This is a genomic window from Streptomyces sp. ME19-01-6 (assembly GCF_033793745.1).
Taxonomy (GTDB): Bacteria; Actinomycetota; Actinomycetes; order Streptomycetales; family Streptomycetaceae; genus Streptomyces.
In genome coordinates this window covers 138,073-152,051 of record NZ_JARAXF010000010.1, presented here as the reverse complement: position 1 = coordinate 152,051, position 13,979 = coordinate 138,073, and the positions used below count along the sequence as shown (strand labels likewise).

Annotated in this window: 12 protein-coding genes and 1 tRNA gene; 3 read left to right on the top strand and 10 right to left on the bottom strand. The window is 71.9% G+C overall.

All coding sequences use genetic code 11. From position 1 onward, the window contains the following. Positions 1 to 30 precede the first annotated feature (30 nt). The 4 genes from PV419_RS23685 to pgsA all read right to left on the bottom strand — a co-directional run bounded on the left by PV419_RS23685 (position 31) and on the right by pgsA (position 3,422). A complete protein-coding gene (locus PV419_RS23685; protein WP_319691971.1) occupies positions 31 to 570 on the bottom strand; it encodes a hypothetical protein in 540 nt (179 codons plus the stop codon). A 91-nt stretch (positions 571 to 661) separates the two neighbouring features. Further along, positions 662 to 1,822 (bottom strand): glycosyltransferase family 4 protein, encoded by a 1,161-nt coding sequence (locus PV419_RS23680; protein ID WP_319691969.1) that lies wholly within the window; start codon positions 1,820 to 1,822, stop codon positions 662 to 664. Further along, the gene (locus PV419_RS23675; RefSeq protein WP_319691968.1) at positions 1,819 to 2,757 is read right to left on the bottom strand and encodes a phosphatidylinositol mannoside acyltransferase; all 939 of its coding nucleotides are present in this window, start codon (positions 2,755 to 2,757) and stop codon (positions 1,819 to 1,821) included. The genes PV419_RS23680 and PV419_RS23675 overlap by 4 nt, the downstream gene beginning before the upstream one ends. Continuing rightward, complete coding sequence (gene pgsA / locus PV419_RS23670) at positions 2,754 to 3,422, bottom strand: phosphatidylinositol phosphate synthase (protein ID WP_319691966.1); 669 nt, start codon at positions 3,420 to 3,422, stop codon at positions 2,754 to 2,756. The genes PV419_RS23675 and pgsA overlap by 4 nt, the downstream gene beginning before the upstream one ends. A 191-nt stretch (positions 3,423 to 3,613) precedes the next feature. Between pgsA and PV419_RS23665 the strand changes: the two genes are divergently transcribed. Beyond that, on the top strand, positions 3,614 to 5,833 hold the full coding sequence (locus PV419_RS23665) for an elongation factor G-like protein EF-G2 (protein WP_319691964.1): 2,220 nt from the start codon (positions 3,614 to 3,616) through the stop codon (positions 5,831 to 5,833). Positions 5,834 to 6,026: 193 nt separating this feature from the next. Continuing rightward, positions 6,027 to 7,682, top strand: a complete 1,656-nt coding sequence (locus tag PV419_RS23660) for a hypothetical protein (protein WP_319691963.1) — start codon at positions 6,027 to 6,029, stop codon at positions 7,680 to 7,682. 69 nt (positions 7,683 to 7,751) lie between these two features. On the opposite strand, the gene PV419_RS23655 is transcribed toward PV419_RS23660, so the two are convergent. The 4 genes from PV419_RS23655 to PV419_RS23640 all read right to left on the bottom strand — a co-directional run bounded on the left by PV419_RS23655 (position 7,752) and on the right by PV419_RS23640 (position 12,316). Further along, a complete protein-coding gene (locus PV419_RS23655) occupies positions 7,752 to 8,312 on the bottom strand; it encodes an HIT domain-containing protein (protein ID WP_319691961.1) in 561 nt (186 codons plus the stop codon). A 90-nt stretch (positions 8,313 to 8,402) separates the two neighbouring features. After that, on the bottom strand, positions 8,403 to 10,382 hold the full coding sequence (gene thrS, locus PV419_RS23650; protein WP_319691959.1) for a threonine--tRNA ligase: 1,980 nt from the start codon (positions 10,380 to 10,382) through the stop codon (positions 8,403 to 8,405). 120 nt (positions 10,383 to 10,502) lie between these two features. Next, the gene (locus PV419_RS23645; RefSeq protein ID WP_319691957.1) at positions 10,503 to 11,738 is read right to left on the bottom strand and encodes a hypothetical protein; all 1,236 of its coding nucleotides are present in this window, start codon (positions 11,736 to 11,738) and stop codon (positions 10,503 to 10,505) included. Then, a complete protein-coding gene (locus tag PV419_RS23640) occupies positions 11,738 to 12,316 on the bottom strand; it encodes a DUF4365 domain-containing protein (RefSeq protein WP_319691955.1) in 579 nt (192 codons plus the stop codon). The genes PV419_RS23645 and PV419_RS23640 overlap by 1 nt, the downstream gene beginning before the upstream one ends. A 224-nt stretch (positions 12,317 to 12,540) precedes the next feature. Between PV419_RS23640 and PV419_RS23635 the strand changes: the two genes are divergently transcribed. Continuing rightward, positions 12,541 to 13,266, top strand: a complete 726-nt coding sequence (locus PV419_RS23635) for a 3'-5' exonuclease (RefSeq protein WP_319691953.1) — start codon at positions 12,541 to 12,543, stop codon at positions 13,264 to 13,266. A gap of 56 nt (positions 13,267 to 13,322) precedes the next feature. On the opposite strand, the gene PV419_RS23630 is transcribed toward PV419_RS23635, so the two are convergent. Beyond that, positions 13,323 to 13,394 (bottom strand) — tRNA-Val (locus PV419_RS23630). A gap of 66 nt (positions 13,395 to 13,460) precedes the next feature. Next, positions 13,461 to 13,928 carry an SRPBCC family protein gene (locus PV419_RS23625; protein WP_319691951.1) on the bottom strand — a complete coding sequence of 156 codons (468 nt, stop codon included), beginning with the start codon at positions 13,926 to 13,928 and terminating at the stop codon, positions 13,461 to 13,463. Positions 13,929 to 13,979 lie beyond the last annotated feature (51 nt).

Here is a 13,979-nt window from a genome sequence, read left to right as displayed (position 1 = left end):
CGGGCAAGGGCCAATCGCGGGCCGGTGGCTTCAGCCCACCCGGGCCGCCATGGCCGCCGGAGGCTCGTCGTCCATTTCGAAGGCCATCGGGAAGGGCGCATGGCCCGCGAGCCGGAACCAGCGCACCTTGCGGTGCCGGCGCAGCGCCCGCGCCGCGCGGACCGCGTCGTTGTGGAACCGCCGGGCCATCGGCACCCGCCGCACGGCCTCCGTCAGCTCGCCCAGCGCCGCCTCACCCCCCGGCGCCTCCTGCACCGCCTCGGCCTGCGCACTCTCCGCGAACACCGCGCGCAGCGCCTGGCTCAGCTCGCTCTCGGCGACCTCGCGCTGCTCTTCCTCCGCCTGCCGCGCCGCGTGCGCGGCCTGGTACAGCACGATCGAGGACGCGGGATCCAGCACCCCGGCGGTGGCCAGCTCCTGCGCGACCGAGGCCCGGCGCAGCAGCTGCGCGTCGAGCGCCGCCCGCGCCGCGTCCAGCCGGCTGTGCAGCCGGTCCAGCCGCCCCGCGGTCCAGCTCAGATAGACGGCGACGAGGACCAGTACGGCCACGATCCAGATCAAAGTGGTCACGCCGCGCCAGGCTACCGCCTACGACGCAAGCCCCCGCCCACCCGGCGGCGGACACCCCCCCGTGCCGCGACAGCCAAGGTTCGCCCGGGCACTAGTCCTTGGCCAGCCCCAGGCGAGCCCACAGCCCCAGGCGCTCATCGGCGGCCACCGACGCCGCCCCGTCCGTCACCGTCTCGTACACCGCCAGAATGTCCGCCCCGACCGTCTCCCAGTCGAAGCGGCGCACATGCCGACTGCCCCGCTCCCGCAGCTCCGCGCGCCGCTCCGGGTCGCCCAGCAGCCGGACCGCGGCCTCGGCCAGCGCGTCCGAGTCCTCGTTCGCGAACAGCTCCCCCGCCGCTCCCCCGTCCAGCACCTGCGCGAACGCGTCCAGGTCGCTGGCCAGGACGGCGGCGCCCGCCGACAGGGCCTCGACGAGGATGATGCCGAAGCTCTCCCCGCCCGTGTTCGGCGCGACGTACACATCCACGCTGCGCAGCAGCCGCGCCTTGTCCTCGTCGCTCACCATGCCGAGGAACTCCACCCGGCCGCGCATCTGCTCCGGCAGCGTGGCCACGGCCTCCTTCTCGTCACCGCGCCCGGCGACCAGCAGCCTTGTCCGGGGCCGGGCGGCGAGGATCTTCGGGAGGGCCCGCATCAGGACCGGCAGGCCCTTCCGGGGCTCGTCGATGCGGCCCATGAACCCGATCGTCTCTCCCTGCCACTCGCTCTTGGGCTCGGCGTCGGCGAAGAAGCCCACATCGACGCCGTTGGGGATGACCACCGCGTCCCCGCCCAGGTGCTCGACCAGCGTCCGCCGCGCGTACTCGCTCACCGCGATCCGGGCGCTGATCTTCTCCAGCGCGGGCTGCAGGATCGGATACGCCGCGATCATCGCCCGGGAACGCGGGTTCGAGGTGTGAAAGGTCGCGACGATGGGGCCCTGGGCCGCCCAGCAGGCGAGCAGGCCGAGCGAGGGCGAGGCCGGCTCATGGATGTGGATCACGTCGAACGCGCCGTCGTGCAGCCAGCGCCGCACCCGCGCCGCCGACAGGAAGCCGAAATTGAGCCGCGCGACCGAGCCGTTGTACGGCACCGGTACGGCACGCCCGGCGGAGACCACGTACGGCGGCAGCGGCGTGTCGTCGTCCGCCGGGGCCAGCACCGACACCCCGTGTCCCAGCCGGATGAGGTGGTCGGCCAGGTCGCGGATGTGGAATTGGACGCCGCCGGGGACGTCCCAGGAGTACGGGCAGACGATCCCGATCCTCACAGCTTCTCCGTTCCGGAGCTGTCATCGGCACCCGAAGCGCCTTTGGGCCGGGGCTCGAGATCCGCCAGCCACAACCGCTGCAGCATGTGCCAGTCCTGCGGATGCTCGGCGATCCCGGAGGCGAACACGTCGGCGAGCTCCTGCGTCATGGCCGCGGCCTGCTCCGCGCTGCTGCCCATCGAGGGGACCTCTATCGGCGGATGCACCCGCCCCCGCATGACCGGGGACGCGTCGTACCAGAGGGTGACCGGCAGCAGCAGCGCGCCCGTCCTTGCCGCCAGTATGGCGGGCCCGGCGGGCATCTTGGCCGAATCACCGAAGAACTCCACCTCGACGCCCGACGCCGACAGGTCCCGGTCGGCGACCAGGCACACCAGACCGCCCTCCCGCAGCCGCCGCGCCAGCGTCCCGAAGGCGCTGCCGCCGGTGTGCGGCAGCACTTCCATGCCCAGGCCCTCCCGATAGGCCACGAAGCGGTCGTACAACGACTCGGGCTTGAGCCGCTCGGCGACCGTGGTGAACGGCACGCCCAGCTTGGTGGTGACCCACGCCCCGGCCAGGTCCCAGTTGGCCATGTGCGGCAGCGCCAGCACCACCCCGCGGCCGCTCGCCAGGCCGTCCACCAGGTTGTGCAGGCCCTCGGGGTCGAAGCCGCCGCGGACGCGCTGCTCGCTCCAGGCCGGCAGCCGGAAGGACTCCATCCAGTAGCGCAGATACGAGCGCATCCCGGCCCGGGACAGCTCGGCCAGGCGCTGCGGAGAGGCGTCCGGGACGACACGGGCGAGATTGGCCTCCAGGCGCAGCACGCCCTTGCCGCGCCGCTTCCACGCCACATCGGCGATGCGCTGCCCGAGCGCCGTCGCGACGGGTTCGGGGAGCTTCTTGACCGTGCTCCAGCCGAGCCCGTACAGCGCGTCGGTCAGCTTCTCGCTCACCGCGTCTCGCCTCCCTGGACCACCGTCCGGTCCGCCGCGTCCGCCTCGGCGGCCTCACGGCGCACCGTCACCACGCGCTGGATCAAGGTCACCGCGCTGCCGACGGCCACGATCCACAGCGCGATCGGCAGCAGGATGTCGATATGCGGCACGCCGAACTTGTGCAGCCCGGAGAAGCCGCAGGCCACCAGCGAGATCACCAGCCGCTCGGCGCGCTCGACGAGCCCGTTGACCTTGACCGGCAGGCCGATGCTCTCGCCCCTGGCCTTCGTGTACGAGACCACCTGACCGCTGGCCAGGCAGAAGATCGTCACCGCGCACAGCGCATTGTCGTCCCCGCGCCCGGCGTACCACAGCGCCAGACCGCCGAAGATCGCGCCGTCGGCGACCCGGTCCAGCGTGGAGTCGAGGAACGCCCCCCAGCGGCTGGAGCGCCCGAGCTGCCGCGCCATATTGCCGTCGACCAGGTCCGAGAAGACGAAGAGGGTGATGACGACCGTGCCCCAGAAGAACTCCCCCCGCGGGTAGAAGACCAGGGCACCCGCGACCACACCGCCCGTGCCGGCGAGGGTCACCGCGTCGGGGCTGACCCCCAGGCGAATGAGCAGGGCGGCGAACGGGGTGAGAACACGCGTGAAGAATGCACGCGCGTACTTGTTCAGCATGACCTTCCCGGGGGTCGAAACGGGCCGGGTGGTCGACGGGCCACCGGCTGGCCCATCGTAGCCACGCCCCAAGGGGCCGCCGCGCACGCGTCGGGCCACCGGCCGACGACTCCCGGATGTGCGACGTATGGACGCACCATGACCTCGGTGGAAAGCTCGAAGTATCGCAGATGTCGACCTGGAGGCGAGACATGGGCGACAAAACGAGCACGCAATCAGGGGCCGCCGGCAGGGTGGCAACGGCCGACCGGCCCAGTTCCGTACGGAACGTGGTACTGGTCGGCCACAGCGGCTCCGGCAAGACGACGCTGGTGGAGGCCCTCGCGCTGGCGACCGGCGCGATCAACCGGGCGGGCAGGGTCGAGGACGGCGGATGCCTGTCCGACTACGACGAGATCGAGCACCGGCAGCAGCGCTCGGTCCAGCTGTCCCTCGTCCCCGTCGAATGGGACGGGGTGAAGATCAACCTTCTGGACACCCCGGGGTACGCCGACTTCGTCGGGGAGCTGAGGGCCGGTCTGCGGGCAGCGGACGCGGCCCTCTTCATCGTCTCGGCGTCCCAGGACGCCCTGGGCATCGCGGGCGCGACCCGCATGGTGTGGGACGAGTGCGCGGCGGTCGGGATGCCGCGCGCCCTGGTCATCACGCACCTGGAGGCGGCGCGCGCCTCCTTCGAGGAGATGACCGAGCTGTGCCGGGAGACCTTCGGCGGCGACGACCCCGACGCGGTGCTCCCGCTGTATCTCCCGCTGCGCGGCGAGCGTGGGCCACAGGCAGGGTCAGGGGCAGCCGGGCACGCCCCCGTGACGGGGCTGACCGGCCTGCTCTCACAGCAGGTGTACGACTACGCCTCGGGCGTACGGACCGAGGCGGCGCCCACGCCCGACCAGCTGCCGCTGATCGAGGAGGCCCGCAACCGGCTCATCGAGGGGATCATCTCCGAGAGCGAGGACGAGACCCTCATGGACCGCTATCTCGGCGGCGAGGAGATCGACGTCAAGACGCTCATCGGGGACCTGGAGAAGGCCGTGGCGCGCGGCTCCTTCCACCCCGTGCTGGCCGCCGCGCCCGCCGCGGAGGGATCGAAGCAGGGCCTGGGCACCACCGAGCTGCTCGAGCTGATCACCGGCGGCTTCCCGACCCCACTGGAGCGGGAGGCGCCCGCCGTCACCACCCCGGAGGGCAAGCCCTGCCCGCGGCTGACCTGCGACCCCGAGGGCCCGCTGGCCGCCGAGGTCGTCAAGACCTCCTCGGACCCGTATGTCGGCCGGATCTCCCTGGTGCGGGTCTTCTCCGGGACGCTGCGCCCGGACGAGACCGTCCATGTGTCCGGCCACGGCCTGGAGGACCGCGGCCATGAGGACCACGACGTGGACGAACGGGTCGGCGCCCTGTCCACGCCCTTCGGCAAGGCGCAGCGCTTGCTGGGCCAGGCCATCGCGGGCGATCTGGCCTGCGTCGCCAAGCTGAGCCGCGCCGAGACCGGGGACACCCTCTCGGCCAAGAACCAGCCGCTGCTCATGGAGACCTGGCAGATGCCCGACCCGCTGCTGCCCGTCGCGATCCGGGCCCACAGCAAGGCGGACGAGGACAAGCTCTCCCAGGGGCTCGGGCGGCTGGTCGCCGAGGACCCGACGATGCGCCTGGAGCAGAACCAGGACACCCACCAGGTGGTGCTGTGGTGCCTGGGCGAGGCCCACATGGACGTCGCACTGGAGCGGCTGCGCTCCCGGTACGGCGTACAGGTGGACGCGGTGCCGTACAAGGTGTCGCTGCGCGAGACGTTCGGGGCCCGGTCCGCCGGGCGCGGGCGGCACGTCAAGCAGTCGGGCGGGCACGGACAGTACGCGATCTGCGAGATCGAGGTGGAGCCGCTGCCCGAGGGCTCCGGCATCGAGTTCGTGGACAAGGTCGTCGGCGGGGCGGTGCCCCGGCAGTTCATCCCGTCCGTCGAGAAGGGCGTACGCGCGCAGGCGGCGCGGGGGGTGGCCGCGGGCTATCCCCTGGTCGATGTGCGGGTGACCCTGCTGGACGGCAAGGCGCACTCGGTGGACTCCTCCGACGCCGCGTTCCAGACGGCGGGCGCGCTCGCGTTGCGGGAGGCAGCCGCCGACACCCGAATCCATCTGCTGGAGCCGGTGGTCGAGGTGTCGGTGCTGGTGTCCGACGAGTACGTCGGCGCGGTGATGAGCGATCTGTCGGGGCGGCGCGGCCGGGTCGTGGGCACCGAGCAGTCGGGCGGCGGCCAGACACTGATCCGGGCGGAGGTCCCGGAGATCGAGATCGGCCGCTACGCGGTCGACCTGAGGTCGCTGTCGCACGGCACGGGGCGGTTCAGCCGCTCCTACGCCCGGCACGAGCCGATGCCCCCGCAGGTGGCCGACCGGATCCGGGAACAGGCCGAGGCCTGAGGCGGCTTCGCCGAGCGCCCGCCCCAACTCGCTTGGGGCGGGCGGCTGTCCACAGGCCGACGGTGCGGCCGGGGCCGTTCTCGGCGGCTGGGGGCCGGTTGTCCACAGGGAAGCGACGCCCTGGCGACAGGGACCGCACACCCCCGATACGCTGAGGTCGCAGCTCAAGCGGCATGCGGTATTGGGGGCGTTGGTGACGGCGGACGTATTCGACTTCAGCCCGGGGGCGCAGGTCCCGCTCTCCGGCGCGGCAGGCCAGACCGAGGTGACGCAGGCGCTCGCCTCGGCCGCCTACCGCGACAGCCCGGTGGCCAAGCTTCTCGACGCCAACTCGGAGTGGACGGTCTCCGAGGTCAAGCCACCGAAGATCTCTCTGTTCGAGCCCAACCTGGGCGAGGCGTTCTCGCGCGCGGTGCAGCTGCGGATGCTCGGCGGCGGCCGTGGCCAGGTGATCCAGTCCTTCGGCATGGAGCCGCAGACGGTGGTCGAGCACTGCCTGGCGGCCAACCGCATCCGCAAGACCCGGGACGCCCGGCTCACCGCCGTCATGGTGATCTTCGGGGTGCTCTTCCTCCCCGGGGTGCTGCTGTGGCTCGGCGCCTTCCAGCTGCGGCGCACCATCGCCGGGTCCCAGGACAAGCGGATGGGGCTGCTGGGCACCCTCCTGCTGGCGGCGCTCGCCGTGGTGACCCTCATCTTCCTGATCAAGCTCCCCTTCCACGGGTTCTGGGGCATCTATCTGCGCGGCGTGGTCGTCGCCCCCCTCATCGGGTGGTACGTGGCCAAGCAGATCAGCGAGCGCACGGCCAAGAATCTCCGGGAGGCCTGGAGCGGCCTCCTGTCGGGCGGCGGGATCGGCGCCAAGGTGCCCGAGACCGTGCCGAACCACCCCGGCCAGACCTCGGCCGAGGTGCTGCGCAAGTCGCTGCACAAGCTCACCGCCGAGCAGTACAGCAACGTGGTCTTCTACGCCGGCCCCAAGGGGATACTCGGCATGGGCACGCGCTGGGGCAGCTGGCAGCTCGCCGAGGACCTGGTGTCGGCCGACCCGGACAAGGAGATCGACCCCTTCCGCAGCTGGGATGTGATACGGGCGATCCACGACCAGCTGCGGCTGCTGGAGCGCAGCCCGCTGCACACCGGCGGCTTCCCCACCCCCTCGGTGCGCCACTGGGTGGTCTCGCCGATCACCGAGGGGGCCAAGTCGGTGGAGCGCGGCGGCACCTCGGAGGAGGAGGGCTTCCAGATAAAGGGCGTCGAGCTGCAGCGGATCTGCGACGAGCAGCAGTTCGGCGCCGGCGACCGGCACTACCTGGGCGTGCAGTTCGTCCTCTGGGACGGCCAGTTGGTGATCACGCTGCTGATCACGGTGACCCTGCTGCACAAGACGATGCGGATCGAGGTCACCGGCCATGCGCTGGGGCCGGTGCACCCCCTGTTCACCACCAAGCCCTCCGCGCCCTCCAAGACGGTCAGCAAGACCTTCAGGTTCTGGGAGACCAAGTCCGTCCCGCTGCCGCTGGTGGACGCGAAGGAGGTGGTGCGGCTGGCCGTCCGCGCCCCCCTCACCTGGTACCCGCCGCTGCTGGACTACCTGGGCGGCAAGCTGGTCCTGCCCGAGCCGTTCGGCCTGCGCCACGCCTGGGCGGACAAGCCCTGGCGGCACCGGTTCATGGCGGACGACGCGCTGCGCGCCGCCACCCCCGTGCTGCGGGTGGTCCATGAGGCGGCGATCGGCGTGCTGAAGAACCACGGCGTGGACACCGAGCGCTTCGGCAGCCGCTCCCTGGCGCTCAGCGGCCAGGTCCAGGAAGCGGCCCCGAAGAAGGCCGACCTGTACGACGCGTGAGCGGTGGGCGGCCCCAAGCCCTGGCGGTGCGGCCGAGGCCTGGGGCCGTCGCCGTAGGAGGCCTGGAGGTTACGCCTGCGGCCAGGCGTCGGCGAGCATCCGGCGGGTGTCGGCCAGCAGTTGGGGCAGCACCTTGGTGTGGCCGACGACGGGCATGAAGTTGGTGTCCCCGCCCCAGCGCGGCACGACGTGCTGGTGCAGATGTGCGGCGATTCCGGCGCCGGCGGTGGTTCCCTGGTTCATGCCGATGTTGAAACCGTGCGCGCCCGAGGCGGTACGCAGCGCGACCATGGCGGCCTTGGTGAACTCCGCCAGCTCCGCGGTCTCCGCGGCATCCAGCTCGGTGTAGTCCGCGACATGCCGGAAGGGGACGACCATGAGGTGTCCGCCGTTGTACGGGTACAGGTTCAGCACGGCGTAGACATGCCGGCCGCGAGCGAGGATGAGCCCGTCCTCATCGGACTTCTCCGGAATCGAGCAGAAGGGGCAGCCGTCCCCGGCACCCGGGCCGGTGGGTTTGTTCTCGCCTTGGATGTAGGCCATCCGGTGGGGTGTCCACAGGCGCTGGAACGCGTCGGGCGTTCCCACTCCGATCTGCTGCTCCGGCTCACTCGTCATGCGGGCCAGCATATTCGTCCAGGGCGGATGAGGATGCGGAGAGGGGCGACCCCGTTGGGGGGTCGCCCCTCGAACGCGCACCCCGCGTCAGCGGGGACCGCGTCACACCTGGATCCGGCGCTCCACCGCGTCAGCGATCTCCGCGAGCGCCTCATCGCGGGGGATGCCGTTCTTCTGCGAGCCGTCCCGGTAGCGGAAGCTGACCGCCCCGGCCGCCATGTCGTCGTCACCAGCAATGATCATGAACGGAGTCTTGGCGCGCTGAGCATTGCGGATCTTCTTCTGCATCCGGTCCGAGGACGAGTCGACCTCGACCCGCAGCCCCTTCGCCCTGGCCTCTGCGGCGAACTCCTCCAGGTACGGCACATGGCTGTCGCCGATCGGGATGCCCACCGCCTGGACCGGGGCGAGCCAGACCGGGAAGGCGCCCGCGTAGTGCTCGAGCAGCACCGCGAAGAAGCGCTCGATGCTCCCGAACAGGGCCCGGTGGAGCATGATCGGCTGCTGCCGCGAGCCGTCCGCCGCCGTGTACTCCAGCTCGAACCGGGCGGGCTGGTTGAAGTCGACCTGGATGGTCGACATCTGCCAGGTCCGGCCGATCGCGTCCTTCGCCTGGACCGAGATCTTGGGCCCGTAGTAGGCCGCGCCGCCCGGGTCCATGACCAGCTCCAGGCCCTGCTTCTCGGCGGCCTGCCGCAGCAGGTCGGTGGCCTCGGCCCACTGCTCGTCCGACCCGATGAACTTGTCGCTGTCGTCCCGGGTGGACAGCTCCAGGTAGAAGTCGCTCAGACCGTAGTCGCGGAGCAGGTCCAGCACGAAGGTGAGCAGCGAGTCCAGCTCGTCCGGCGCCTGCTCCCTGGTGCAGTAGATGTGCGAGTCATCCTGGGTGAAGCCCCGGGCCCGGGTGAGGCCGTGGACGACGCCCGACTTCTCGTACCGGTAGACCGTGCCGAACTCGAACAGCCGCAGCGGCAGCTCTCGGTAGGACCGCCCGCGCGCCCGGTAGATCAGGTTGTGCATCGGGCAGTTCATGGCCTTGAGGTAGTAGTCCTGCCCCTCGAACTCCATGGGGGGGAACATGCCCTCCATGTAGTGCGGCAGGTGGCCCGAGGTCTCGAACAGCTTGGCCTTGGTGATGTGCGGGGTGTTGACGAACTCGTAGCCGGACTCTTCGTGCCGCTTCCGCGAGTACGCCTCCATCTCCCGGCGGATGATCCCGCCCTTGGGGTGGAAGACCGCCAGGCCCGAGCCCAGCTCGTCGGGGAAGGAGAACAGGTCCAGCTCGGAGCCCAGCTTGCGGTGATCGCGCTTCTCGGCCTCCACCAGGAAGTCCAGGTGCGCCTTCAGCTCGTCCTTGCTCGGCCAGGCGGTTCCGTAGATCCGCTGCAGCTGCGGGTTCTTCTCGCTGCCCCGCCAGTACGCGGCGGCGCTGCGCATCAGCTTGAACGCCGGGATGTTCCGGGTGGTGGGCAGATGCGGCCCACGGCACAGGTCACGCCAGCACAGCTCGCCGCTCTTCGCGTCGAGGTTGTCGTAGATGGTCAGCTCACCGGCGCCGACCTCGGCGGACGCGCCCTCGGCGGCATCCGCGGCCGACCCCTTGAGCCCGATCAGCTCCAGCTTGTACGGCTCGGCCGCCAGCTCCTCGCGGGCGGCCTCGTCGGTGACGGGACGGCGGGAGAACCGCTGGCCCCGCTTGATGATCTCCTGCATCTTCTTCTCGACGCGCTTGAGATCGTCCGGGTGGAAGGGGGTCTCGACATCGAAGTCGTAGTAAAAGCCGTCCTTGATCGGCGGGCCGATGCCGAGCTTGGCCTCCGGGAAGAGCTCCTGCACGGCCTGCGCCATCACATGCGCGGTGGAGTGGCGCAGGATGTCCAGACCGTCCTGGCTGGTGATCCCGACCGGCTCGACCTCGTCGCCCTCGGCGACCTCGTACGCCAGGTCCTTCAGCTGCCCGCCGACGCGCGCGGCCACGATCGAGCGGTCGCCGTCGAACAGGTCCGCCGCCGTAGTGCCCGTGGTCACCACGCGCTCTTCCCGCTCGGAATCGCGTTGGATGCTCACACGGACGTCTGACACCGGTCTCTCCTGACTGATGGATCACTCGGGGCAGCGATTGCTGCGCAGCGTGAATCGTACCGAGCCGGAGGGCCGGACCGCGAAACGGTTACGGGGAGCAATCACCGCCGGTGCGCGCGGTCAGGGCTCGGGGCACCCGTCGCCGTGCTCCTCCTCGGGCCCGCCGCACGCCTCCTCGAAGAAGGCCGCGACGCCCAGGTGCTCCTGCAGCGACTTCAGCAGCCGATCCCGCTCGGCCTCGTCGACCTGCACCGGAGTGACGTCCCGGGCGCCGGTGAGCCGCCGGAACCCGCCCCGGCTCTCCAGCCTGCCGCTCACCCGGATCGGCAGCCCCACCAGATGCGCATGTCCGGCGATCCGGTAGTCGTCCTCCTCCAGCGCGATCCGCACCTGGGCCACCTCGGCGCCGGCGAGCACCCGCAGCCGGACCGTCCCGGGGCCGCCCGGCCCGGTGCGGCGCAGCCGCACCACCGCACCGGTGACCCGCACCGGCACCGACGGCTCGGCCTGTTCGTAACGGGCGCCGGCCTCCCGCAGGGCCGGCAGGTCGCCGGGGCTGAACTCCACCGGCTCCGGCCGGATGGCCGAGCCGTGCGGCGGGCCGGCCCCGGGTGACCACTCCAGCGCCACCCGGGCCCCCTCCGTCCCCTCGACGAGAACGACGACGGCCTCGGTCAGCTCACGGCTCACCCCCGCCTCCACGGCGGCGTCGAAGGCCTCCATACCGCCGGTGGCCCGCTGGTAGTCCACCGCGTCGCGGAGCGCGTACAACGCGCGCAGCAGGGTCCCGGTGACGGCCCGCCCGTGCTCCACCGGCACGAAGACGGTCAGCTCGCGCCCGCCGGGGCCGGCCGGCCCGATCAGGACGTGCTCCAGCCACGCCTCGGCCTCACGGCGGTGCCGCGCCCCGTAGTAGCCCGCCCGCCCCCGGGCGGCGAGCGCACCGGCCAGCAGCGTGGCGCGGGCGGCGGCGCGCAACCGCTCCTGCGCGCTCCAGGCGGGGGCGCCCGTACGGGGTTCGGGCACCTCGCGCCGCCAGCGGATCTCGTCGCTGGGCACCGCCAGGCCGATCAGCACCTCGCGGGCGGACGGCGCGGCGCTGCGGGCCAGCGCGGTCAGCGCCTCGCCGAGCAGGTCACCGCTGTCGGGGAACTCCCGGCTCCCGGGCACCAGCAGGCTGGTGCCGCCGGTCAGGTCGCCGGGCGGCGTCCATCGCGCGTACCGCCCCGTCGCTCCCCCGCGCCGCCGCCAGCCGTGCCGGGCCAGCAGGGCGCCGAGCACGGCCGGGTCCACCTCGTCCGGGGACGGGACGGGCACGGCGGGTACGGGCTCGTCGGTCGGGCGGTACCGGTCCATCAGGGTCTCCCTCCCGCCCCGACCCGGGTCATGATCTCGCAGAGCGCGCGGTCGTCGAAGATCCGCGAGGTCGGGATCCGCACGGTGGTCCGGCGGCTGCCCGTGACGGGGTGGCCGGCCAGGTTGGTCCAGTAGCAGCAGTGGCGCAGCGCGAGCCGGTCGTGGCCGGCCCGCACCCAGTCGTCCCGGGCGCGCGGCACGATCATCACCACGAGGATCTTGTGGACCGAGACCGGGCTGCGGGCCAGCTTGATCAGGTGGTCGTTGTCGAGGGTGAAGGAGAAGGTCGGCCCGGGCGGCCGGGGGGCGATCTGGTACGTGGCCTTGAGCTGCACCTTGATCGTCACTTCGTCGTCGACGGCGTGCCCGCGCGCGCTGTGGCTGACGTGCCAGTCGATGCCGTGGTCGGGGAAGGGCTGCGCCAAGGAGCAGCCGGCCGCGGCCGCGACCGCGTGCAGATAGCCGACCTGCAGGGTCTCCATACAGGCGGTGGTGGCGAGGGAGCCTCGCGGCGGGGCGATCCGCTCGGGCAGCAGACTGCTCGCCGGCGTGGCCGGGTCGGGCTGCGCGAGCGCCATGTCGTCGAGCGCCTTCCGGTATTGCCGTGCTGTGTTCAGGGCTCGTTCGCCTTCGGGGCGCTACAGCCTCCCCCAGCCTTCGGCTCACTCACCCGTACACAGGTGTTGTCTCCGCGTCAGGACCTCGGCAAACGGCGGCGGTTCGAGCCCCTCTCCACGGGTATCACCAGGTGGGGCGGGGTTCGTAGGTGCCATTTGGTGAGCGAGCATGAGGAGTTGAGGCCATGCCGTCCTGGTTCGAGGGGCCTCTCGCCGCATTCGACACGGAGACCACGGGGATCGACGTGGAGCAGGACCGGATCGTCTCGGCCGCGCTGGTGGTCCAGCGCGGGGCCGGGAGCCTGCCGGAGGTCAGGCGCTGGCTGGTGAGCCCGGGGATACCGGTGCCGGAGGCGGCGAGCTCGATACACGGGCTGACCGACGCGCATCTGCAGCGCCACGGCAGGTGGCCCGCCCCGGTGATGGACGAGGTGGCCCGGTCACTGGCCGAGCAGGCCGCGCGGGGCACTCCGGTCGTGGTGATGAACGCGCCGTTCGATCTGACCCTGCTGGACCGGGAGTTGAAGCGCCACCGCAATGCGAGTCTGTCCTCGTATGTCTCGCTGCGCTCGCTGGCCGTCCTCGACCCCCGGGTGCTGGACAAGCACCTCGACCGGTATCGCAAGGGCCGCCGCACGCTCACCGACCTGTGCGCCCATTACGGCGTGGAGTTGGCGGGTGCGCACGAGGCGGCGGCGGACGCCACGGCCGCCCTGGAAGTGGTGCGGGCGGTGGGCCGCCGCTTCACCTCCCGCCTGGGCACGATGACGCCCGCGGAGCTGCATGACCGGCAGACGGTGTGGTACGCGGCGCAGGCCCGCGGTCTGCAGGCGTGGTTCGCGCTCAACGGCTCGCAGGAGATCTGTGACCCGGCCTGGCCGCTGCGGCCGGAGCTGCCCGCCGCGGCGTAGGCCCGCCGGATACGCGTCGAGGCCGGGCCGCCTGCTGGCGGCCCGGCCTCGTGAGGTGGGCGATACTGGGTTCGAACCAGTGACCTCTTCGGTGTGAACGAAGCGCTCTCCCACTGAGCTAATCGCCCCGGGTGTCCCGGTGGGGTCCTCCCCGGTGGAACGACCTGAACAATACAGGTCGTGGTGGGTTTCCTTCAAACCGAATGCGCCCCGGGCGGCAGCGCGGCCAGGTGCGTCCGCAGCCCTCGCCGCCCGCCCCGCATCATCAGCGCGTGGTTGAGGCGGAAGAGGGGGCGGCCGGGGAGCGCGAAGAGGCGCAGGAGCGGCTTGCGGACCACCACCTCCTGCTCGAAGAGGGCGCGTGCGCCGGTGCCGCGCGCCGTCACGGTCCAGCGCACCCGCCCCTCCAGATCACCGGAGAGCGCCAGTTCCAGCACCCCCGCCGCCGGGTCCTGGCGCACCTCGCCGACGGTGACGACCAGGTCGTACGGGACGACGGAGCGGAAACGGGCGGTGCCGGTCCGCTCGCCGGTCCTGACCGCCGCGCGGACCTGCGGCCACCATCGGGGATAGTCGTCACCCGCGGCGAGCAGCCGGTAAACGGCGGCGGGCGGGGCGTCGAGGTCCCAGTGGCTCCGGAAGCGGTAACGGCACCAGTCCATGCTTCCAGTCTGCGGTGGACCCGGCCCGGGAGCGGCCCGCCGACCCGCCGG